Source organism: Chryseobacterium sp. Mn2064 (assembly GCF_049319685.1).
GTDB lineage: Bacteria > Bacteroidota > Bacteroidia > Flavobacteriales > Weeksellaceae > Chryseobacterium.
Genome location: NZ_JBMOUE010000002.1, coordinates 836,466 through 857,476 on the forward strand (window position 1 = coordinate 836,466; position 21,011 = coordinate 857,476).

Annotated in this window: 22 protein-coding genes; 5 read left to right on the top strand and 17 right to left on the bottom strand. The window is 37.6% G+C overall.

The genetic code is table 11. From position 1 onward, the window contains the following. Positions 1-40: 40 nt before the first annotated feature. The 4 genes from ACL9RH_RS10835 to ACL9RH_RS10850 all read right to left on the bottom strand — a co-directional run bounded on the left by ACL9RH_RS10835 (position 41) and on the right by ACL9RH_RS10850 (position 4,351). Positions 41-619 (bottom strand): NAD(P)H-dependent oxidoreductase, encoded by a 579-nt coding sequence (locus ACL9RH_RS10835; RefSeq protein WP_422693376.1) that lies wholly within the window; start codon positions 617-619, stop codon positions 41-43. Continuing rightward, positions 616-1,641, bottom strand: coding sequence for a saccharopine dehydrogenase (locus ACL9RH_RS10840; protein ID WP_422693377.1), 1,026 nt, complete (start codon positions 1,639-1,641; stop codon positions 616-618). Before ACL9RH_RS10840 ends, ACL9RH_RS10835 begins: the two co-directional genes overlap by 4 nt. A gap of 53 nt (positions 1,642-1,694) precedes the next feature. Continuing rightward, entirely contained in the window at positions 1,695-2,261 is a 567-nt protein-coding gene (locus ACL9RH_RS10845; RefSeq protein WP_422693378.1) for a Crp/Fnr family transcriptional regulator, read from the bottom strand. A gap of 320 nt (positions 2,262-2,581) precedes the next feature. Next, positions 2,582-4,351: an aminopeptidase P family protein gene (locus ACL9RH_RS10850; protein WP_422693379.1), complete on the bottom strand. Its 1,770-nt coding sequence runs from the start codon at positions 4,349-4,351 to the stop codon at positions 2,582-2,584. 342 nt (positions 4,352-4,693) lie between these two features. Between ACL9RH_RS10850 and ACL9RH_RS10855 the strand changes: the two genes are divergently transcribed. From ACL9RH_RS10855 to ACL9RH_RS10865, 3 genes are read left to right on the top strand one after another with little or no spacing between them, the layout of a single operon-like run. Continuing rightward, on the top strand, positions 4,694-5,131 hold the full coding sequence (locus ACL9RH_RS10855) for a DUF6526 family protein (protein ID WP_422693380.1): 438 nt from the start codon (positions 4,694-4,696) through the stop codon (positions 5,129-5,131). Between the two features lie 23 nt (positions 5,132-5,154). Next, positions 5,155-5,322: a phosphatidate cytidylyltransferase gene (locus tag ACL9RH_RS10860; RefSeq protein WP_422693381.1), complete on the top strand. Its 168-nt coding sequence runs from the start codon at positions 5,155-5,157 to the stop codon at positions 5,320-5,322. Positions 5,323-5,331: 9 nt separating this feature from the next. Next, positions 5,332-6,438 carry a DNA topoisomerase IB gene (locus ACL9RH_RS10865; RefSeq protein ID WP_422693382.1) on the top strand — a complete coding sequence of 369 codons (1,107 nt, stop codon included), beginning with the start codon at positions 5,332-5,334 and terminating at the stop codon, positions 6,436-6,438. A gap of 83 nt (positions 6,439-6,521) precedes the next feature. On the opposite strand, the gene ACL9RH_RS10870 is transcribed toward ACL9RH_RS10865, so the two are convergent. From ACL9RH_RS10870 to ACL9RH_RS10930, 13 genes are all read right to left on the bottom strand, one after another. Next, on the bottom strand, positions 6,522-7,409 hold the full coding sequence (locus ACL9RH_RS10870; RefSeq protein ID WP_422693383.1) for a helix-turn-helix domain-containing protein: 888 nt from the start codon (positions 7,407-7,409) through the stop codon (positions 6,522-6,524). A 140-nt stretch (positions 7,410-7,549) separates the two neighbouring features. Beyond that, a complete protein-coding gene (locus ACL9RH_RS10875; protein WP_422693384.1) occupies positions 7,550-9,796 on the bottom strand; it encodes a TonB-dependent receptor in 2,247 nt (748 codons plus the stop codon). 89 nt (positions 9,797-9,885) lie between these two features. After that, a complete protein-coding gene (locus ACL9RH_RS10880) occupies positions 9,886-10,782 on the bottom strand; it encodes an urea transporter (protein ID WP_422693385.1) in 897 nt (298 codons plus the stop codon). Positions 10,783-10,980: 198 nt separating this feature from the next. Continuing rightward, positions 10,981-11,682, bottom strand: a complete 702-nt coding sequence (locus ACL9RH_RS10885) for a hypothetical protein (RefSeq protein ID WP_422693386.1) — start codon at positions 11,680-11,682, stop codon at positions 10,981-10,983. Positions 11,683-11,741: 59 nt separating this feature from the next. Continuing rightward, positions 11,742-12,530 carry an urease accessory protein UreD gene (locus tag ACL9RH_RS10890; RefSeq protein ID WP_422693387.1) on the bottom strand — a complete coding sequence of 263 codons (789 nt, stop codon included), beginning with the start codon at positions 12,528-12,530 and terminating at the stop codon, positions 11,742-11,744. Continuing rightward, positions 12,531-13,169: an urease accessory protein UreG gene (gene ureG / locus ACL9RH_RS10895; RefSeq protein WP_422693388.1), complete on the bottom strand. Its 639-nt coding sequence runs from the start codon at positions 13,167-13,169 to the stop codon at positions 12,531-12,533. A 177-nt stretch (positions 13,170-13,346) separates the two neighbouring features. Continuing rightward, entirely contained in the window at positions 13,347-14,045 is a 699-nt protein-coding gene (locus ACL9RH_RS10900) for an urease accessory protein UreF (RefSeq protein ID WP_422693389.1), read from the bottom strand. After that, complete coding sequence (gene ureE, locus ACL9RH_RS10905) at positions 14,038-14,547, bottom strand: urease accessory protein UreE (RefSeq protein WP_422693390.1); 510 nt, start codon at positions 14,545-14,547, stop codon at positions 14,038-14,040. Before ureE ends, ACL9RH_RS10900 begins: the two co-directional genes overlap by 8 nt. Further along, positions 14,537-15,181 (bottom strand): hypothetical protein, encoded by a 645-nt coding sequence (locus ACL9RH_RS10910; protein WP_422693391.1) that lies wholly within the window; start codon positions 15,179-15,181, stop codon positions 14,537-14,539. Before ACL9RH_RS10910 ends, ureE begins: the two co-directional genes overlap by 11 nt. A gap of 191 nt (positions 15,182-15,372) precedes the next feature. Beyond that, on the bottom strand, positions 15,373-17,094 hold the full coding sequence (gene ureC, locus ACL9RH_RS10915; RefSeq protein WP_422693392.1) for an urease subunit alpha: 1,722 nt from the start codon (positions 17,092-17,094) through the stop codon (positions 15,373-15,375). A 1-nt stretch (position 17,095) separates the two neighbouring features. After that, positions 17,096-17,464: an urease subunit beta gene (ureB, locus tag ACL9RH_RS10920; RefSeq protein ID WP_422693393.1), complete on the bottom strand. Its 369-nt coding sequence runs from the start codon at positions 17,462-17,464 to the stop codon at positions 17,096-17,098. Positions 17,465-17,476: 12 nt separating this feature from the next. Beyond that, on the bottom strand, positions 17,477-17,779 hold the full coding sequence (gene ureA, locus ACL9RH_RS10925; RefSeq protein ID WP_034697260.1) for an urease subunit gamma: 303 nt from the start codon (positions 17,777-17,779) through the stop codon (positions 17,477-17,479). 155 nt (positions 17,780-17,934) lie between these two features. After that, a complete protein-coding gene (locus tag ACL9RH_RS10930) occupies positions 17,935-18,300 on the bottom strand; it encodes a hypothetical protein (protein WP_422693394.1) in 366 nt (121 codons plus the stop codon). Between the two features lie 409 nt (positions 18,301-18,709). On the opposite strand from ACL9RH_RS10930, the gene pruA reads away from it, so the two are divergent. Continuing rightward, on the top strand, positions 18,710-20,335 hold the full coding sequence (pruA, locus tag ACL9RH_RS10935) for an L-glutamate gamma-semialdehyde dehydrogenase (RefSeq protein WP_422693395.1): 1,626 nt from the start codon (positions 18,710-18,712) through the stop codon (positions 20,333-20,335). Positions 20,336-20,555: 220 nt separating this feature from the next. Continuing rightward, positions 20,556-20,756, top strand: a complete 201-nt coding sequence (locus tag ACL9RH_RS10940; RefSeq protein ID WP_422693396.1) for a hypothetical protein — start codon at positions 20,556-20,558, stop codon at positions 20,754-20,756. Positions 20,757-21,011 lie beyond the last annotated feature (255 nt).

The following is a 21,011-nucleotide window of genomic DNA, read 5'->3' on the forward strand; positions in this document are numbered from 1 at the left end:
AGGAAGGAAACCATTTAATCCTCCCTCCTACTTCCTGTCTTTATTTCTGTTTTTGACCAAGTTTTCTTACCTTTTCCAGCCATTTATGCCTCTGTTTTTCATCAGAAGTTTTAATAATTCCGATATAGGTTACCTTCACAGGTTTTATTCCACAGAATTCCAAAATTGATTTTTTCAACTGATTGACACTTGGTCTTCCGTACATAAGGCGGTAATACCATCCGGGCTGATCTAAAGTTGTGATGATATGTGCGGTTTTTCCTTTCAAAAGCTTGTCCCACCACAATGAATCTTTTCTGTATTTATAAGCGAAACCAGGTAAAAAAAGGCGATCAACAAAACCTTTGGCTATGGCCGGTAGCCCTCCCCACCATACAGGATGTATCCAAATCAGATGATCTGCCCACTGAATAATTTTCTGGGCTTTGATCAGATCAGGTTCCAGCTCCATTATTTTTTGATATCCAAATTCAAGGTTAGCGTTAAATATAAGATCTGCAATAACAATTTCCCTTATTTCCGCTCCTGATTCTAATGCCCCCTTCTTATAAGCTTCTGCAATCCCAAAGTTGAAAGAATCTTTATTAGGATGTCCATTAATGATGGCTATTTTTTTCATGATGTCACTTTAATATTAATCGTATCGTAGGCATTCAGTTGGGCCATTAAAGATAATGGTTCATGCAGCTGGTGGCTGAAATAAACTTTATTTTCATGAGGATTTCTCATTAATTCTTCTGCGTGTATAACTGCCGATAAAGCGGTAAGTTCAGCCTGACCTTTGGTACTCTGCAGACTTAGCTTTTTAGATCCCGACTGATCTTTTACTACGATTTCAAAAACAGATTGATCTCCATTTCCACTGGAACCAAAAATCATTTTCCTCTCTTTTAATGATAAAATATTGAAAATCCTCAAATACTGAAAACTCCCCAGCAGCCAGGTAATAAACTTTGAGTTATACGTCATTTTTACACCTACATTTGGGATCCTCTCAATGTGATTGAGAATATAAAGATCCGGAACATCAAAGTTGTAAGCCTGCCTCTTTCCTATTCCAAAGGAAAAATCAAAAGTTTCTGTATTTAAGAAGTGTCTGATAGAAACCGGTTGGTCATTTTGGTAACGGTGAAAAGGAACAGCCACATTTTCTGCCATAAAATGCGCCGAGCTCTCCCCTGCTAAATCTTTTACAGAATAATATACAAAAAGACCTGTTTCTTTAATATGTGCTCCATCGTTTGAAATGGCGTTTACCAGTCCCGGTACAATCCCTCCCATCCATCCGGAGCTGAATACAATCCGGCTGTGAATGTCTGACTTTCCGGCTATCGAATATGCTTTTACTAATGCCGGAGTTGGTTTGGTGATATCAAGATAGTCGATTTTATGATGAATGGCAAAACGAAGAATGTGATCTTCCCGATCATTAACAGAAAGAATAATGAGGTCTATTTTCTTATCGGTAATGGATCTAAAAGTATCTGGATTGGTAACATCAATTTTTAGATCGTTATCTGTTTTCCCTCCTTTTCTTCCACCGATAAAAACCGAAATATGTGGATTTCTGGTTTGTAAAATGCGGGAAATTGTTCTCCCTACCAAACCGTTTCCTCCAATTATAAGAATATTGTGTTTCATATATTTTTTTTACAAAAGTATAGAGCCACAAATCCTAAGGGCAGGACAAATGTCTAAAAAGTAATTTCTTTTCTGATTCTGCTGAGATGTCTTTGAGTAATTCCTAAATAAGAAGCCAGATATTGTAATGGAATATTACGAATATAATCAGGATAGTTCTCCAAAAGGGCACTATATCTCTGAGCTGCGCTGTCTCTCTGAAGCTGAAAGAATCGGGTTTCCAGCTCAAGATATTCCTGCTCCGCAATCATTTTTAAGAAACGGGTCCAATTGAGGCTGTTTTGTGTCAGTTGATCTACCGATTCTTTTCGAAGAACCATGAGTTCTGCATCATGAATGGCCTGCATATTTTCTTTACTGGGAGCTCCTGAAATAAATGAAGAATAAGCAGCAATCATTTGATTGGGAAATCTGAAACAATACGTCATATCTTTTCCTTTGTCAGAAATATAGAAAGACCGGAATATTCCCGATTTTATAAAGGCAACTTCTTTGCAGCGTTCGCCTTCCTGTATGAAATAATCATTTTTATTTATTTTTCTGAGTTCAAATAGTTGTAGGAAAGCTTCAATTTCGTCTTCTGAAAAGAGGTTAAAGCTTCTAAAATAATCGTGTTCCATGAAATCGAATTACATTCAGCGAAAATAAATAAAAAAAATCATCTCAGGACGAGATGATTACCGCTTTGAATTTACTAAGTTATATATGAAGATATGAATGATTTTGTGTTGGTACAAAGATAAGTACAGTCTGTCGGCAACGCCTCAGGGGAATCCCTATAAATTTATCCGTAAAAATACGGTAGTGTACATAAAAAAGCCCTGCAAGTGATACTTACAGGACTTTATAGTTTATCTAACAATTATTTTGTTTACTGTTTAAAGTACAATATTTAAGAACTGATAATCAATCGGTTTCTATTTATTGACTTTCTTTTCTATTAAAGTGGGCTTACAAGTTGTAAGAACCATTCTTTAACTTCTCCTTCCAGATAAGGAGCTATTTTTTCTTCGCAGATTTTATGATAATTGTTTAACCATGCGATTTCTGTTTCCGATAGAATTTCCTTCACAACGGTATCTTTAAAGAATGGGCAGAATGTAAGGGTTTCAAATTCATAGAATGTTCCATGGATTGTTTTTTCTGCTTCTTTTACAGCAATTAGGTTCTCATGACGGATTCCGTACTGTCCTTCAAGGTAGTATCCAGGTTCGTTGGAACATACCATTCCCGGAAGAAGATCCTGAGGATTCATATCTTTTCTGATGTTTTGCGGCCCTTCGTGAACGTTCATGAAGCTTCCTACTCCATGTCCTGTTCCGTGGTTGAAGTCTTTGCCTTCCATCCATAACGGAAGTCTTGCAATTGCGTCTAAGTGCACCCCTTTGGTTCCTTTCGGGAATTTCACCATCGATAAACGGATCAGGCCCTGCAATACTAATGTAGAGTTTCTTTTGAACTCTTCAGAAGGAGTACCTAATGCAAAAGTTCTTGTAATATCTGTAGTTCCTTCCAAATACTGACCTCCTGAATCTACTAAGATGGTCGCTTCATTGGTAACTTCTTTGCTTCCTTCTTCTTTGGCAGAATAGTGCATAATGGCTCCATTATCTTTATACCCAATGATAGAACCGAAACTTTCGCCCACAAAATTCTCTCCTTGAGCACGGAAACCTCTCAGCTTCTCACCGATCGAATATTCGTTCATGGCTTCTTTTCCTGCATTGTGAGTTAACCAGTAAAGAAATTTCACCATGGCAACACCGTCTCTTACCATTACCGTTCTAAAACCTTCCAATTCAGCTTCATTTTTCTGAGCTTTCATTAGATTTCCCGGAACCGGAGCTTTAATAAACTGATTGTCTGCTTTTAATGTTTCAAAAATTTGTTGGTTGCTGTTTGGAGAAACCAATACTTTTTCATTTTTAAAAGCTTTCAGGTAATTGTAGAACTCTTCGTAAGGCATCATTTTCACGAAAGAATCATCCATCTGTTTTCTGGCTTCCACTTCCAGCTTTTCTAATCCTGTAAACAGAACAGCATCATTTTTAGTGATTACGATATATCCTAAAAATACAGGGTTACAGTCTACATCACTTCCTCTAAGATTGGAAGTCCAAGCAACATCATCCAAACTTGAAATAATATGAATGGTAGCTTCCTGTTCTTCCATTTTCTGACGTATTGCAGCAATTTTATCTGCTACAGATTTACCTGCTCTTTCTACAGGATGTACGTAGATAGGGTTAGTTGAGGGAGTTCCTCTTTCTTTCCAGACTTCTTTTAAAAGCGGAAAATCTATAAGGGTAATATTTTTTGAGTTTAATTTTTGAGAAAGCAGTTCCCAGTTGGCATTAGAAGCAGCTAAAGCATTTACAGCCACTTTACCTCCGGCAGGAATCTCAGAAATAATCCAATCGATATAATTGGGGGTTCCTTCCATTCCGTCTTTGAAAAGATAGATTCCTGATCCTTCCAGTTCGATAGCAGCCTGGGTAAAGTATCTTCCGTCTGTCCAAAGTCCGGCTTTATCTTTGGTAACTACCACAAAACCGGCTGAACCTAAGAATCCGGACAGCCATGCTCTTTCCTGCCATTCTTCAGGAAGGTACTCACTCATATGCGGATCTGCAGAATATACGATAAATGCATCAACATTATTTTTCTGCATTTCTTCACGAAGTGCAGCCACTTTTTCCTTTGAAGTCATTCTTTTCTTTTTTAAACACCGAAAGTTACGAAAAATTTGATGTCTACGGGTGAAATCAGGTCCTTATTTTTCAATATAAATGCTGTTAAACATTAATACGATCTCTATTGTACTGAAATCCTTCTGAAATCACCGCTTCTATATCTGACAGGAGGTTTTACACAGTAATTTCTTTCAAAAATAACCTATAGAAAAGGTAAAATATTAAAATAAAACCAAAATAATCTTATCTTAAAAACATACCTACAAAACAGCTTTTAAAAACATCTAAAATATACCACAAATGAGATTTTATTATCAAAATAATAAAAATTGGAAAGGTTATTGCTGTATTTTTACAGTATGAAACAACAGAATTACAAAAATCACAGGAAATTTTATCCACCTCATCACTTTATTTATCTTCCTTTATTAATTGTACTGGAGATATTCGGAATCTATAAAATTGGAAATGATCCCGAACAAAAGGTAACCTGGATACTTTTTTCTATTGTCATTTTTCTGCTATTTTATCTGGCATTGATGACAAGACAGCATTATGCATTGGGACTTCAAAACCGTATGATTATCCTTGAATTTAAACAGCGGTATTTTGAAATTTTCAATATTAGATCTGATGAAACTGCTGAGAAATTAAGATTTGACCAGATTGCAGCATTAAGATTTACCTATGATGATGAATTCAAAGAACTTTTGTACAGAGCTCTTCATGAGAATATTTCGGGGGACGAAATCAAAAGATCCATCAAAAACTGGAGAGCAGACCGACTTAGAGTATAACCAATCAATCAAAACATCAAACTATGAAAAAATGGAGCTTGTACAGTATTACGATATTCAGTTTGTTGACTTTAACAAGCTGCGAAGCAGTAGGAACAATTTTTAAAGCAGGAATGTGGTGGGGAATCTTCTTAGTCTGTGTAATTGTAGTGATTCTTTTACTGATTTTTTCGAAGGGTAAAAACTCTTAACCATGTCTTATGGAGAAGAATACAGAGGTAGAGATCATTTCTCATTTAAAACCTGCAAAAATTGTTAAAATTATGAAAGATCCCGAGGCTTCTGCAAAGGCGGTACATCTTGTATATACCACCGATGCGGAAACGCCCGGAATCATTCGCAAGAAAAACGGTAAAAAGTATTCTTATTATAAGGATGGAGAAAAAATAAAGGATAAAGAAGAAATTGCCAGAATCAATAAACTGGTGATTCCTCCAGCCTGGGAAAATGTATGGATCTGTGCTTTGGAAAACGGGCATCTTCAGGCGACTGGTTTTGATGTAAAAAAGAGAAAGCAGTACCGCTATCATTCTTTATGGAACGCTCTGAGAAATCATACCAAATTTTACAGAATGCTTCAGTTTGGGTATGCGCTTCCTGATATACGCCTTCAGGTGGAAAAAGACCTTGCCTTAAGAAACTTTGAAAAAAGAAAGCTCCTGGCATTAATTGTAAGTTTGATGCAGAGAACCAATATCCGTATTGGCAATACTATTTATGAAAAACTGTATGGTTCTTTCGGACTCACCACTTTAAAAGATAAGCACGTAGAGGTAAAAGGGCAAAAAATCACATTCTCCTTTAAAGGAAAAAAGGGAGTCATGCATCATGTAGATCTCCGCAGCAAAAGACTGGCAAGACTGGTTCAAAAATGTAAAGATATTCCCGGTAAGGAGCTGTTTCAATATTTTGATGAGGAAGGAACCCGTCATTCTATAGATTCCGGAATGGTAAACGATTATATCAAAGAAATAAGCAATGAAGATTTTACTGCAAAAGATTTCAGAACCTGGTCCGGCACTGTAAATGCACTGATTGCTTTTAAAGAAATAGGACATGCTGAAAATAATTCCGAATATAAGAAGAAAGTAAAAGAAGCCCTGGATATTGTAGCGGAACACCTTGGAAATACCAGTACCGTCTGCAGAAAATATTACGTTCATCCTCTCGTGATCAACCTTTACGAAAATAACACCATTCAAAAATATTTTGATGAGCTGGAAATGATTGAAGAAAATGACGGCAAATCTGATCTGACCAAAGAAGAGAAGCTTGTCCTGAAAATTCTTGAAAATGAAAGAATGTAATAAAGAGACAGATCATCTAAATTGTCCCATCTCTCATTACTGTTGAAGCGTCTATTCAACGTTCATTTTTTTCTATTTTTCCATTACACCGGAATTCGGTTGTTAGAAAACTGAATTCTGTATTCTTTTGGAGTAATTCCTGCAATCTTTTTGAAAAGCTGCGTAAAATGTGAGGCGGTGTGAAAATTCAGTTCATAGGCGATCTCTGCAATGTCTTTACTGGAATGCAGTAATGCTTTACTGTAATTGATATCAATCTCGTTGATCCATTGTTTTGGAGATTTCTGAGTAACGCCTTTTACACATTTGTTCAAATAACTCTCTGTAACAGATAATTTGTCTGCATAGAAAGCCACTCTTTTTTCGGCAACATGATATTTAAACAGGAGATCCCGAAACTGAAGAGACAGCTCCATAGGACGTGTGGCCGATTTGTGGTGCGTATCTGAATCTGTGCTCAGCATTTTAATTAAAATCAAATGAAGCATCGTTACTGTCACATCATTGATGTTCAGATTATTCAGCCATAGTTCCTGCTCCATAATCGGAAGCAACTGTGTGATCGTTCCATACGTCAGGCTGTCTAGATTCAGGAAAGGAGTCATAAAGAAGATGCTGCTTTTATGCTTGGGAAGTTCCTGTTCGGACAAGACGTTATTTTCGTAAGCCAGAAAAAAACCTTCAATATCATCTGATAATTCTACGGTTGCCGTTATTGTTCCCTGTTTGATAAAGATAACGCCTCCTTTCTCTGCATGATATTCTTTATTTTCAAGATACTGTTTGATATGGCCATTGGTAACGAAAATAATAAAATTAAAAGTCGTACGATACGGAATAACCGGCATCAGAATCCCTTTAAGATAGTTCTCTATCCGATAAAGCTGTATATCCGCATTATTGGCTAATATTTTCTCCGTAATGTTGGGAAGAAAAAGCTTCTTATATTGAAAATTGGATAATACTTCCATATCCGATATTATGATTATTTAAAGTTATACAAAATATTTTTAAAGCAAAAGGGGTGAAAGAGTGAAAGAATAAAAACATTCCGCATTTCTATCCTCCCATCTTTATACTCTAAAACTCTCTCACTCTTTTACTCTTCTATCTAAAATTTATAATACACTCCTACTCTCACTCCAAAAGGACTTCCCGGTGTATAGGTAAGATCTGTAATAGGCTCTGCTTCTCCTTTCAATTGAGTTTCTGTAGCAAACTGAGCTTCGTTCCATTTTACATTGAAAAGGTTGTTTACCTGAATATTGGCACCCCACTTCTGACGGTTATAAGAAAGCATTAAATCATTCACAAAGTAAGCTTTTGTTCTGATGCTGTTGTCTTCTACAGCAGGTCTCGCTCCCAAATAACGGTACTGAAGCCCCAATGAAAAGCCATGAAGGAAATCCCAGTTCACAGAACCTGTACTCGTTACGACAGGTGCCAGAGGAACATAGTCCTGCCCCTTTTCTTCCTCAATAAATCTAGCGTGAGAATAATTAACATCTGCATTCAGATAGAAGTTTTCAAGCGGCTGGAAACGGATTCCCAAATCTGCTCCGAAACGTCTCGATTTCCCGGAAGGTTCCACCACCGCATCGTCTCCTACATATACAAATTCCTGTTGCAGATCCATATACCATAATGTTGGGGTAATGATCAATGATTTGAATGGGTGCAATCTTACCCCGAAGTCTGCTCCAATGGAATAAGGCAATGTATTTTCGTTTTTATTGGGAACCACTACTCTCAGATCATTGGAGTGGAAACCCATCCCCGTTTTCAGGAACCACATTACATTATCATTCTGAGCGTAGGAAAAGTTAAGTTTCGGGCTTACTCTGGTTGCTTCTTTTGATTGTCCGGAAGGTAATTGCTCAACATCCAGAAGATTATGCATATTGAATATAAAATGATCAACTCTCAACGCAGGATTAATCGTCCAGTTTCCGGTTTTCCATACCAGGCCTGTATAAGCATGAAGGTTGGTTTCTGTTCCGGTAACATTTGATAATCTTTCCAAAAGAAGATCTCTATGGTAAACGTGATTAAGCTGTAATGTATTAATATCATCATTTCTTAATCCAACCCCAGATGTCCAGTTCAAAGAGCTGTTGGGAAGGGAGAATGTTTTGGTATATTTGATTTCGGTTCCGTAAATATTTCTTCCATCAGTCTGCTGAATTTCGTCACCATGATCTTTGTCTTTTAAATAAAAAGTGAAATCCGAGTACAGGTTGAAGTTATATTTAGAATAAAAAGCCATGGCATCAATCTGTTCAGAAGACGAAATAATGTGTTTGAAATTCATCTGAACATTCGTTCTGGACGTTTTTCCTCCTTCTGTAGGGTCTATACTTCCCCATCTTCCGATAATTCCTTCGTCTACAGCGCGCTCAGGAATCTGCCCGGAAGCATTCCATGATGAGTTGAAGGTAGAAAACTGAATATTAAAATAATCTTTATCGGTAATCCACTGATTGTACTTTCCGAAAATATTAACTCTGTTGAAGTTCTGCTTCACATCAAAAGGGCCGTCTGTATAGTTGTATTCTGCAGCAATGTAGGCGTTCTTTTTCCCCTGATCATCATGCAGAATATTGAACATTCCCAAAACTCTTTTAGAATTGAAAGAACCACCTTCCAGTTTCACCATACTGTTTTTCAATCCATTATACGTTTGGAAATCCACATATCCGGCTGTATTAAAATCTCCACGATCCATATAATAGGATCCTTTTCCAAAGTCAATATTATTAACGGTTTCAGGAATTACAAAGTGAAGATCAGAATATCCCTGTCCGTGAGCATGAGATACAATATTTACAGGCATACCATCTACATTCACGCTTATGTCCGTCCCATGATCGGCATCAAATCCTCTCAGGAAGAGCTGTTCGGCTTTCCCTCCCCCTGCGTGCTGGGCAATAAATAATCCCGGAACTTTTCTTAACAGGTCCTGCGCAGAATTGACCGGAAATTTGTTCAAGTCAACTTTGGTAATTGCAGATAAGAATGAACTGTGATTGATGGCAACTTCAGAGATCTGATAAGGCTTATGTTGCAGAAAAATAGTTTTATTCTGTTCATCATCATTGGTAACTGCCCATTTTACCTCATCATATCCCGGACGGTTGATCACCAAAGTATCGGGAAGTGATTTTATAGGAATAGCAAAAGTTCCGTCTGCAGCTGTGTGAGTATGATTATTCCCATGGTCATATTTTATCAGAACATCTGCTATGGGAAATTTATCGTCTGCATCTTTTATTAGCAGTTTTTTTTCGGCTTCCTGAGCCATCATTTTTCCACTGAAACCCATTGCCAGAAATATGGCTGCTATTTTTGTTATTTTCATTTTTTGTTTTGTAAAATGTATGTTGTACAATGTAAATCGTACTATTTACTATTGAGTATAAATTATATTCTGATTAGAAAATTAGATTTTTAGTTCTCGCTTGTTATTAACTTGCGAACTGCTTTTTGAATGAAAAGAGTGATCCACGTTCCTACCACAAACGGAAAGGTAAATACTCCTCCAACGGCTCCCAGACAATTGTTATCAACAAGAAAATCATCAACTGCAATGGTAATAATCACTGCAATAAGGACCCATAAACCGTCTGTTTTTTTAACGCCTGAGAATACAATTGCAGAAAGTACCGCATTGAATCCGAATAATCCCATATGAATTTCCTTGATAGGCTCTCCATTCATTTGTGATAATCCAGCCCCTAAGATAGACGCAGCAAGTCCATATAAAGCAGCAACCGGTGAACTGATGAAAACGGCAATAAAGAAGATCACCCCCGAAAGCACTCCACCCTGGAATATCACCTCGCCAAAACCATTGGTACAGGCAAGAAGATCATCATATTTGGTAGGAATTACTTCACAGCTTAATAATGCAGATGGCGGAATGTGAGTAAAATGATGCAGACCAAATACCAACACCCAGGTAATAATGATAAAAGGAAATGTAAATACCGGTATCTTTTTTTGTATAAAGAAATGTTGAATAACAGCAGCTAATGCTCCCCCCATCAAGATCAGAATCCAGATCAATAGGGTTGTTTCGAATAAGAAAGACAGAGCGACACCCACTAATGCTGCGCTGAAGCCATATAATCCTGCATTGATTTCAGACTTGTTGTATTGAAGTTTCATCGCTGTGAAAGTTCCTGCTGCTGTAGACAACAACACGGCTACTCCGCACTGCCAGCTACCCAGGAAAATTCCTATCAGAAACAAAAGTCCGGTCCATCTGTTTTCCTGAAGCATAATTTGCCCTATTCCCTTTAAAACGTTATCTATAAAAGGTAGTTTTTTGAAAAATTCGTTCATAGTTTTTTTAATTGTATTAAATGACTGTTGATATTTAGGCGAGAGAAGTATAGATGATAGACTGTTTAGTATTACATACAATGGTCAATTTTGCTTTGCAAGTGAATTGTGAATTGTCAATAATTTGTAAGAATAGCAATCTAGATGTTTAATCACTGTCTTTATCACTCTCAAATAAGCTGACTCTCAAACTCATATTTACCATCCCAGGAAGACCATTCCGACTCCACAGACTGTTACCACAGCTCCACTTACCACTCCCATATATCTTTCAATCTTATCTGTATTGAACAATGTTGAATATCCGTAGCGTCCTAAAAGTACCATTCCCAACATTGTTAATACTGTAGTTGCAGTAAATGAAATAACCAATACTGCAATTTCAGACATCGAATGCTTCACTCCGGAATAAAACAATAAAGGAATCAAAGGTTCACTTGGTCCCATTACAAAGATCATAAAAAGAACAAGCGGAGTTACTTTTATTCTTTTTTGCGGCATTACCATTTCGCTGTGATTATGTTCATACACATACACATCATCTCCCATTACATCAAAATGTTTGTGAGGTTTGTTTCTAATAGCTTGGATAATTCCATAAATCAGGTAAATTCCCCCGAAAATAAGCAGCGCCCAACCGGAAAAATTACCTCTTATATCCTGAAACCAGGAAATTTTGTTCAGCTGCCATCCCAAAAAAACACCAATGAAGCCTAAGATTAAAGAACTCAACACGTGCCCCAAACCGCAAACGACTGTTAACACGGCCGTTTTCATCCCGCTCCATTTTTTAGATTTTGAGATCACGATAAACGGCAGATAATGATCTGGTCCGGACGCTGTATGTATAAAACTTATTGAAACGGCGCTTAAAAGAAGTGCCCAAACTGTACTGTCCATTTTTACTTAATATTATTTTTACCGGCCTTGTTAAGGCTTTCTTCCCAACTTTTTCTTTTTTATTCCAGAGACCAAAGCATTTCCTGAATGTGCAGAAAGAAGTTGTACATCATTTCTCCGCCATGCCCCAATGCTCTTACCACAAAACCGTTGTCTTCCATTTCAGAAACTCCCACTTCCATTTCTTCCTGATGCTGTGCTACGGCTTCAACAATCTCTTCAATCAATCCGGTTTTATCTACATTCTCTTTTGTACTGTAGAAAATCAACGTTCCCTGGTGGGTATATTGTTCCAGATTTCCAATACTGCTGATAGGAATCAGATCCGGCTGAATCACCACATTATCTTTTACAATCAGCTTATTGTTATGGTAAATTTCCATCAGATTCTGAAAACGTGTCAGTTTAAAAACCTCTCCATAATGCTTTCTTCCACAGGTAATGATTTCACTAATGATGATCTGACTGTTGTTTCCGATATGAATATTGGCTTTACTTTTAAAGTTTGAATCTTCATGCGGAACTATAGGATGCGGAACGTAGGCAAAAGAGGTATTATCTTCCATGTTTACATTGAGCTCCTGAACCGCTTTGTCTTTCATATTGAAAAGCCTCTGATAGGACTGTGACTGCAGCTGAAGGGAAGCTCCTTTTTCAAGGGCAACTTCAAGGTGGTAGCGGTCTCCATCCAGAATTCCCGGAGAGGAGCTCATCACCATCTGATAGAGCTTTTTGTCACTTTTCCTCTGCCCTACAGAAACAACTCTGAAGGGAAGTGAGACATAAAGATCTTTCACATATGATTCTCCTCCCTTGAATCCTGCGATTATATTTAAACGGCTATTCATCTATCTTACTAAATTCGGTTCTTCAACTTCTTCTAAAAGAGCATATTTTTTGATCCAACCGATTACTTTATCCAATCCTTCATCGGTTTTAAGGTTGGTGAAGACAAAAGGATTTCCTTTTCTCATTCTTCTGGCGTCATTCTCCATTACTTCAAGGCTGGCTCCTACGTGTGGGGCAAGGTCAATTTTGTTGATGATCAATAGGTCTGATCTTGTAATACCAGGTCCTCCTTTTCTAGGAATTTTCTCACCTTCTGCAACGTCAATAATGAAAATAGTAACGTCTGCAAGGTCAGGGCTGAAAGTTGCTGAAAGGTTATCCCCTCCACTTTCGATAAGTACCAGCTCGATATCAGGGAAACGGGCAGCCAGTTCATCAACGGCTTCAAGGTTCATACTTGCATCTTCACGAATGGCTGTGTGAGGACATCCTCCCGTTTCTACCCCGATGATTCTGTCGTGAGGAAGAAGGCTGTTTTTAGCCATAAACTCCGCATCTTCTTTTGTGTAAATATCATTGGTAATTACCCCAAGATCATAGATTCCGAATAATTTTCTACTTAAACGTTCCAATAATGCAGTTTTTCCTGATCCTACAGGGCCTGCAACTCCTACTTTTATGTATTTTCTATTTTCCATTTTTTTTAATTTTATTTTTTTTAGCGCTATGAACGCTAAGATTCTTTTGATTGTTAAGATTTTTAAGGTCGCAAAGACGTTTCATTCAGCTAAAAGATTCATCCATTCATTTATCTCATCTACCATGTTATTGTTCTGTACCATTCCGCCTTTCCGTCCTTTATTGTTTTTATTTTTTTAAGACATATACAACCTTGAATAAAGTCTTTCGTGCTGCATACATCTGATATCAAAGGCGGTATTACAAAGCCCTACCATATCTCTGTCCAGTTCTATGGTTTCCCAGACCGTTTTTTCCATTACAGGATACAGGGAAAACAGGATGTCCTGCCCGTCGAGCTGACCAAGAGGAACCAGTTTTACAGCATTGGTGATCATACCGGCCACCGAAGTATAGTAGAAACCTAAAAGGGCTTCATACAAAGGAATTTTCATGAGGTAAGCATACACTCCGAATACGATACAGTAGTGAGAGTTTGCTTCTTTATTCTGAACAGCTTTCTCAAAAGCTTCCATAAAAGGAAAGTTTTCGCGTCTTTTAAAAATCTTGATCAACCTTAAGCCTAATTTTTGACTAGCCTGGCGAATTTCTTTCGGGCACTTTATGGAATTGCATTCGTTATCCAGATTTAGTAATGTTTCTAAATCGCCATTCTCTGCAGCCTTATATGCCAACGCTACAAAAGCGCCGTCATTGTATTTAAGATTGTACTGAAGCATATTCTGAACAAACTCTTTTGCTGTTTCCACATTATGTACGATCCTTTCCTGCACATAGGTTTCAAGTCCGTTGGAATGGGTATATCCTCCGATGGGAAGTGTAGGATCTGACATATGAAGCAACCCTGACAGAAAATTAATGTTTATATTATTCATCTTTTGGAGCAGCCATTTTTAAAATTTTCGTAAATATTGTGGATCCCAGACTTCCATGTCCGTGAGGTTCAACATTAGATTTAAGAAGATTAAGCAGCTTTACGGATTGTTTTTCCGGCTTGAAACCGCTTGCTTCCAGCCATCTGAACATTGGCATTTCGAAAGGCAGCAATACTTGATCATTCTGAATGAAGAGCGGAATATGTTTGTTTCCGATTTCATAACATACGGTACCCATTTCCAGCAAAGAAGCGGGTGACATCACGATAGCTTCTGCTTCCAGAACGTTTACCGCAATTATTTTTTCTGCATCCTCAAAGAGAATATCTCCTTCCCGTAAACGCTGACCTTCTCTGAGAAACTTGATGGCGACATCGGTTCCCTGTCTGGTTTTTTTACGCTGAATTCTTTTGGTGGTTTCAAACCATTCCAAGTCGAGATAATCTACAATTTTCTCTGTAGGATTTTCAGATAGATTGCCTATGATTTGATTAATTATCATTTTTGGATTTTTTTCTGAAGTCAATGTTTTTAGAAATACCTACTCCGAATGTTGAACCGCTAAGTCCTGCAACATAGCTCTTCGTCCAGCCTTCTTCTTTTGTTTTGGTCTGAAGCATGGAAAGTTCTGCAAATTTGAATTTCAAAGCCCAACCTCCGCCTAATAAGATTCCAATTAAAGGATAGGCACGGAGACGAAACCCATTAAAGTTATACATTGCATCGGCTGCCGACTGCTGTTGTCCCCAAACATAGTGAGCATCCACCTGGCCAATCAGTACAAAGTATTTCCCAAGCATTAATGAGGGGCTATACCAGATTCCAGCTTCATTTTGTTTATAAACCACATTGTGATCAACAGAATTTTGAGAATAGGCATAGTTTACTCCTAAAAGGTCATTATTATTGATGAAGTATCCTACTCCCAGCGGTGCACTTGAAACTGTGCTGCTGCTGCTTGATGGTGTAGTGATTTTAGAATAATCTAATGACCCATACACCATAAACTGCCCTTTGGGTCCTTCTTCGTCACTTTTAATTCGGTGTCCTCCCAGAAACTGAGCACTTACATTACCTGAAAGAATTGCCATACCGGCTAATGCAAAAGAAAAAACTGTTTTATTTAAATATTTCATTCTAAACTTAGTTCTATAATTGTTTTAAAATTCTAACAGATCAACTTTGAATAAAGAGGGTATCTGAAAACATACCTGGCTCTGGTCATTCTGCACGAAATGGAATGTAGTGAAGAACCTCAAGGGGATTATCAAAGAGGTTCTTCCTTCGCCATCATGACCTTTTCAGACACCCTACTTTAAAGCTTATCTTAGAACAAGAAATACAGCTGCGTTAAAGGAAGTGTTTCCGCCGGTTCACAAGTGATATACTCACCATCAACCGTTACTTTATAGTTTTCAGGGTTCACCTCAATTAAAGGAGTCTTATCATTATGAATAAGGTCTTTTTTACCAATATTTCTACAGTTTTTCACCGGAAGAATCATTTTCTCCAATTTATAAGAAGCGATGGTTCCGTTGTCAATAGAGATTTGAGAAACGAAGTTGGCACAAGTACCAAACTTAGCTTTACCATGGGCTCCGAACATATTTCTGTAAATAATAGGCTGAGGAGTTGGGATAGAAGCATTTGGATCTCCCATTTTCGCGGCAATTACAAATCCTCCTTTTACAATCATTTCAGGTTTTGCTCCGAATAATGCAGGTTTCCAGATCACCAAATCCGCCAGTTTCCCTTCTTCAATAGATCCTACATATTCTGAAATACCGTGTGCAATAGCTGGGTTGATGGTATATTTAGCCACATATCTTTTTGCACGGTAGTTGTCATTGTCTGCATTTTGATCTTCCTCCAAAGCTCCTCTCTGCTCCTTCATTTTACTGGCAGTCTGCCATGTTCTTGTGATCACTTCCCCCGGTCTTCCCATTGCCTGAGAATCGGAACTCATGATACTGAATACTCCCATATCATGAAGAATATCTTCTGCTGCAATGGTTTCAGGACGAATACGAGAATCTGCGAAAGCCACATCTTCAGGAATATTTTTGCTTAAGTGGTGGCAAACCATCAGCATATCCAAATGCTCATCAATTGTATTGACGGTGTACGGACGTGTTGGGTTGGTAGAAGCCGGCAACACGTTTGGATACATGGCTGCTTTAATGATATCCGGTGCGTGACCTCCACCAGCTCCTTCTGTATGGAACGTGTGAATGACTCTTCCATTGATTGCTCTCATCGTATCTTCAAGGAAACCTCCTTCATTTAAGGTATCGGTGTGGATCGCCACCTGAACGTCGTATTTATCAGCTACTTTTAACGCTGCATCAATGGTTGCAGGCGTTGCTCCCCAGTCTTCATGAATTTTTACTCCCAGAGCTCCTGCTTCTACCTGTTCTTCGATAGGTTCTTCTGCTGAACAGTTTCCTTTTCCAAAGAAACCAAGGTTCATTGGATATTCTTCTGCTGCTTCAAGCATTTTCTGCATATTGAATCTACCCGGTGTTACTGTAGTGGCATTCGTTCCATCGTTTGGACCTGTTCCTCCTCCGATCATTGTGGTGATTCCACTATATAAAGAGGTTTCAATCTGTTGTGGACAGATGTAGTGAATGTGGGTATCAATTCCTCCCGCTGTTACAATGTATCCTTTTCCTCCGTGTACTTCTGTTGAAGCTCCAATGATCATATTAGGAGACACACCATCCATTGTATCAGGGTTTCCAGCTTTCCCGATTCCTACGATTTTACCGTCTTTGATTCCGATATCTCCTTTTACAATTCCCCAGTGATCAATAATTACTGCTCCTGTGATGCAAAGGTCTAAAACACCATCGTCTCTTTTAGCGGTAACATTCTGTCCCATTCCGTCTCGAACGGTTTTTCCACCTCCGAATACGGCTTCGTCTCCGTAATGGGTGAAATCTTTTTCAATTTCAATAATAATTTCGGTGTCTCCCAGTCTGATTTTGTCTCCGGCTGTAGGACCTAATATATTGGCGTATTGTTTTCTGTCTACGTTTAAGCTCATCTTACTGATTTTTAAAGTTTAACTCTTCTACTTTTGCAAGGCTTATTTTTTTCTGTTCTTCGGAATCTACCTGTCCGTCCACAAGATTATTGAAGCCCATTGCTTTTTTGGTTCCTCCGATTTCTACCAATTCCACTTCTTTTTCTTCTCCCGGTTCGAAACGTACCGCAGTACTTGCTACGATGTTCAGTCTCTTCCCAAAAGCTTTTTCACGATCAAAGCTCATCGCTTTATTTACTTCGAAAAAGTGAAAATGTGAACCTACCTGAATAGGGCGGTCTCCTGTATTGGTTACTTTTATTTTGACAGTTTCTCTACCTTCATTGCAGATGATAGTGCCTTCTTTTACAAAAATTTCTCCTGGTATCATAATGAATTGGTATTAACGGATTGGGTTGTGTACGGTTACCAGCTTTGTTCCATCGGGGAAAGTGGCTTCAATCTGAACATCGTGGATCATTTCTGATACACCCGGCATTACATCTTCTTTAGTCAGAAGATTAGCGCCTTCCTGCATCAGTTCAGCTACTTTTTTTCCATCTCTTGCTCCTTCAAGCAAAAAGTGGCTGATAAGTGCAATTGATTCTGGATAGTTTAATTTAAGGCCTCTTGCCTTTCTTTTTAGAGCGAGTTCGCCTGCCAGAAATAGCATAAGCTTCTCCGTTTCTCTCGGTGTTAAGTGCATAATATTTTTATTTAAAATTGGACAAACAGAATCCGGTTCGCCTTTCTGTAAAGGCAAATAGGAATGTTCAAAAATGTAAAAGGAAGAATCATATCTATGGATCTGTATTGATGTTAATACAAACCATAAAGGATCATTATAAGTTTAAAATAAGATTAGCAGCCCGCTATCTGCAGGGAATGATACAGAATGTATCTTGGTGCTGTAATATAAACACGGTTTTGAACGGCCGCTACCTGAATATTAGAAGAATATCCTGCAAAGAAATAGTGAAGCCACTGCTGTGCAAGGATGGAGTAATCAAATTTCACTTTCTCCCAGTCATTGGAATCCTGTGCATCCTGTACATCTGAAAAGCTGTACATTTCAGTCTGAGTCTGCTGATCGGATTTTTGTTGAAGAAGATGAATTTTTGAAAGAATATCAGAATATGATTGAGTTTTTCCTTTATGTGTAAGAAAACCTACACACAATGCTGAGAAAAATATCACAAAAGAGAAAAATAAGACTCTTTTTTTCATACCTGTTAATAATGGTGTAAAATTAGAACAATCTTAAAAGGCAGGCTATCAAAAAAATTATTTAAAATGTTCAAAATCGCAACAAATGCAATTTTATATAATTTTAACATTTGGTCATAAATCCTTTATTCACAATGGGTAAAGTATGATGATCAACTATGACAAATAATTTGTTGTCCGTATTCCCATAATTCTTGTTCAATAGTGTATTTTTTTATTCTATTTAAAGTATTGGTTAATTCAATAAATAATTAACAATATTTTCTATCAAAACCCAGCCATACTACAGTAATTATCTAGTAAAAAAGTTCATTTCACAAAAACAGGAGGTATTTTTTTCTTTTCTTATAATTATCGTAAATTTGTATACAACATACTTATTAATTTAATAAAAATAATAAAACGTAATATGTCAAAAGCAATTTCGCAAGTACCATTAGCGGTAAACGAGCCTGTAAATTCATACGTACCGGGATCTCCGGAAGTTAAAAGCCTTATCGACACGTACAAAAAAATGTGGTCTGAAAAGGTAGAAATCCCAATGATCATCAATGGTAAAGAAGTAACAACAGATACAAAAGTACAGCTTCAGTCTCCTCAGGATCATGCTCATGATTTCGGATTCTATTACCAGGGAGGTATGCAGCATGTAGATGACGCTATCAACGCGGCATTGGCAGCTAAAAATGCTTGGAACGAACTTGGTTGGGAGCAGCGTGCAGCTATTTTCTTAAAGGCGGCTGATCTTTTAGCAGGTCCTTACAGAGATGTGATCAATGCTGCAACTATGATCGGACAGTCTAAAAATGTACACCAGGCTGAAATTGATTCTGCTTGTGAGTTCATCGATTTCTTAAGATTTAACGTAGAATTTATGACTGAGATGTATTCTGAGCAGCCAGTTTCTGACAATGGAATCTGGAACCGTGTTGAGTACAGACCATTAGAAGGATTCTGCTTTGCTGTAACGCCGTTCAACTTTACTGCTATTTCAGGAAACCTTCCTACGTGTATGGCAATGCTAGGAAACGTAGTGGTTTGGAAGCCTTCTGACAAGCAGGTTTATTCTGCAAAAGTAATCATGGATGTATTAACTGAAGCGGGTCTTCCTGCAGGAGTTATCAATATGATCTTTACAGATGGTAAAGAAACTGCTGAGAAAGTATTGGCACACAAAGATTTTGCTGGTCTTCACTTCACAGGTTCTACAAAAGTATTCCAGGGAATGTGGAAAATGATTGGTGACAATATCCACAACTACAGAACATATCCAAGAATTGTTGGTGAAACTGGTGGTAAAGATTTTGTAATTGCTCACCCATCTGCGAATGTAGAGGCTGTTGCAACGGCATTGGTAAGAGGTTCTTTCGAATATCAGGGACAAAAATGTTCTGCAGCTTCAAGAGCTTATATTCCTAAATCTCTTTGGGCTGATGTGAAAAAAGTAATGGAAGCTCAAATGAGCACTATTAAAATTGGTTCTCCTGAAGATCCGTCTAACTTTGTGAACGCGGTAATCGACAAGAATTCTTTCGAAAAATGTAAAGGTTATATCGACAGAGCAAATGCTTCCGGTGAAGCTACTGTAGCTATTGGGGGAACTTATGATGATTCTAAAGGATGGTTTGTACACCCAACTGTTATTGAAACTACAAACCCTCAGTACGAAAGTATGGTTGAGGAGATCTTTGGACCTATCTTATCTGTATTTGTATATGAAGATCAGGATTGGAAAGAGACTCTTAAACTTGTAGATTCTTCTTCTCCTTATTCATTAACAGGTTCTGTATTCTCACAAGACCGTTACGCTATTAATGAGGCTTATAAAGCGTTAGAAAATGCATCTGGAAACTTCTATATCAACGACAAACCAACGGGTGCTGTTGTAGGTCAACAACCTTTCGGTGGTGGTAGAGCTTCTGGAACTAATGATAAAGCAGGTTCTAAAATGAATCTTCTAAGATGGACTTCTGTAAGAAGCGTAAAAGAAACTTTTGTTTCTCCAAAAGACTATAAATATCCATATTTAGGATAATATACTAAGTAATAGACAATGTAATAGTTGTCTGTTCTTTTCATACAACCTTGGAATTTCGGTTCTGAGGTTTTTTTTATGTTTTGATTAAATATAATCCACTGATTTATTTAAGACTGCTCAAAATTCGTCTGTAATCACGATATATTTAATAACAATATCTTTTTATCTTTTAATAAAATCACTATATTTGATCATCATCAATCATTAAAAAGCAATTATGAAAACATTATGGATAGGAGCTGTTCTTGGAATATTTTTTCTGGGAAGCTGTGCTCAAAACAAAGAAAAGAGAGAAGAATATAAAGCAGCTCATGATAAAGATTCTTTAAGGAATAAAATGGGTGATTCTGCCGTTGCCAATTCCGAATCATCTTCTCCTGCTCCAACCACAAAAGCCGACAGTACAAAAACGAAATAAAATCACAAATCCACAGACGTACTGTGGATTTGCACTTAAAAAAACTTGACTGAAAAAAAACCGGGCAATCAACCCCGATTATATGGTGTGAAACGGAACTCCGGATCAAAATTTTCCTTTAACAGATAAAAAACTGGAGTCTTCATTATTTCAAAAAATTGAAATAGGTAAATGTGAATATCTAAAGTTTCATGGTCTGATAGTTTTTCGTTTTTACTTTATCTCAAAAAGAGACATCATGTTTTTAATACAAAA

Coding starts and splice junctions, on each gene's coding strand:
- ACL9RH_RS10835 (WP_422693376.1), bottom strand. CDS start 619: ATGAAAAAAATAGCCATCATTAATGGACATCCTAATAAAGATTCTTTC.
- ACL9RH_RS10840 (WP_422693377.1), bottom strand. CDS start 1,641: ATGAAACACAATATTCTTATAATTGGAGGAAACGGTTTGGTAGGGAGA.
- ACL9RH_RS10845 (WP_422693378.1), bottom strand. CDS start 2,261: ATGGAACACGATTATTTTAGAAGCTTTAACCTCTTTTCAGAAGACGAA.
- ACL9RH_RS10850 (WP_422693379.1), bottom strand. CDS start 4,351: ATGACTTCAAAGGAAAAAGTGGCTGCACTTCGTGAAGAAATGCAGAAA.
- ACL9RH_RS10855 (WP_422693380.1), top strand. CDS start 4,694: ATGAAACAACAGAATTACAAAAATCACAGGAAATTTTATCCACCTCAT.
- ACL9RH_RS10860 (WP_422693381.1), top strand. CDS start 5,155: ATGAAAAAATGGAGCTTGTACAGTATTACGATATTCAGTTTGTTGACT.
- ACL9RH_RS10865 (WP_422693382.1), top strand. CDS start 5,332: ATGGAGAAGAATACAGAGGTAGAGATCATTTCTCATTTAAAACCTGCA.
- ACL9RH_RS10870 (WP_422693383.1), bottom strand. CDS start 7,409: ATGGAAGTATTATCCAATTTTCAATATAAGAAGCTTTTTCTTCCCAAC.
- ACL9RH_RS10875 (WP_422693384.1), bottom strand. CDS start 9,796: ATGAAAATAACAAAAATAGCAGCCATATTTCTGGCAATGGGTTTCAGT.
- ACL9RH_RS10880 (WP_422693385.1), bottom strand. CDS start 10,782: ATGAACGAATTTTTCAAAAAACTACCTTTTATAGATAACGTTTTAAAG.
- ACL9RH_RS10885 (WP_422693386.1), bottom strand. CDS start 11,682: ATGGACAGTACAGTTTGGGCACTTCTTTTAAGCGCCGTTTCAATAAGT.
- ACL9RH_RS10890 (WP_422693387.1), bottom strand. CDS start 12,530: ATGAATAGCCGTTTAAATATAATCGCAGGATTCAAGGGAGGAGAATCA.
- ureG (WP_422693388.1), bottom strand. CDS start 13,169: ATGGAAAATAGAAAATACATAAAAGTAGGAGTTGCAGGCCCTGTAGGA.
- ACL9RH_RS10900 (WP_422693389.1), bottom strand. CDS start 14,045: ATGAATAATATAAACATTAATTTTCTGTCAGGGTTGCTTCATATGTCA.
- ureE (WP_422693390.1), bottom strand. CDS start 14,547: ATGATAATTAATCAAATCATAGGCAATCTATCTGAAAATCCTACAGAG.
- ACL9RH_RS10910 (WP_422693391.1), bottom strand. CDS start 15,181: ATGAAATATTTAAATAAAACAGTTTTTTCTTTTGCATTAGCCGGTATG.
- ureC (WP_422693392.1), bottom strand. CDS start 17,094: ATGAGCTTAAACGTAGACAGAAAACAATACGCCAATATATTAGGTCCT.
- ureB (WP_422693393.1), bottom strand. CDS start 17,464: ATGATACCAGGAGAAATTTTTGTAAAAGAAGGCACTATCATCTGCAAT.
- ureA (WP_034697260.1), bottom strand. CDS start 17,779: ATGCACTTAACACCGAGAGAAACGGAGAAGCTTATGCTATTTCTGGCA.
- ACL9RH_RS10930 (WP_422693394.1), bottom strand. CDS start 18,300: ATGAAAAAAAGAGTCTTATTTTTCTCTTTTGTGATATTTTTCTCAGCA.
- pruA (WP_422693395.1), top strand. CDS start 18,710: ATGTCAAAAGCAATTTCGCAAGTACCATTAGCGGTAAACGAGCCTGTA.
- ACL9RH_RS10940 (WP_422693396.1), top strand. CDS start 20,556: ATGAAAACATTATGGATAGGAGCTGTTCTTGGAATATTTTTTCTGGGA.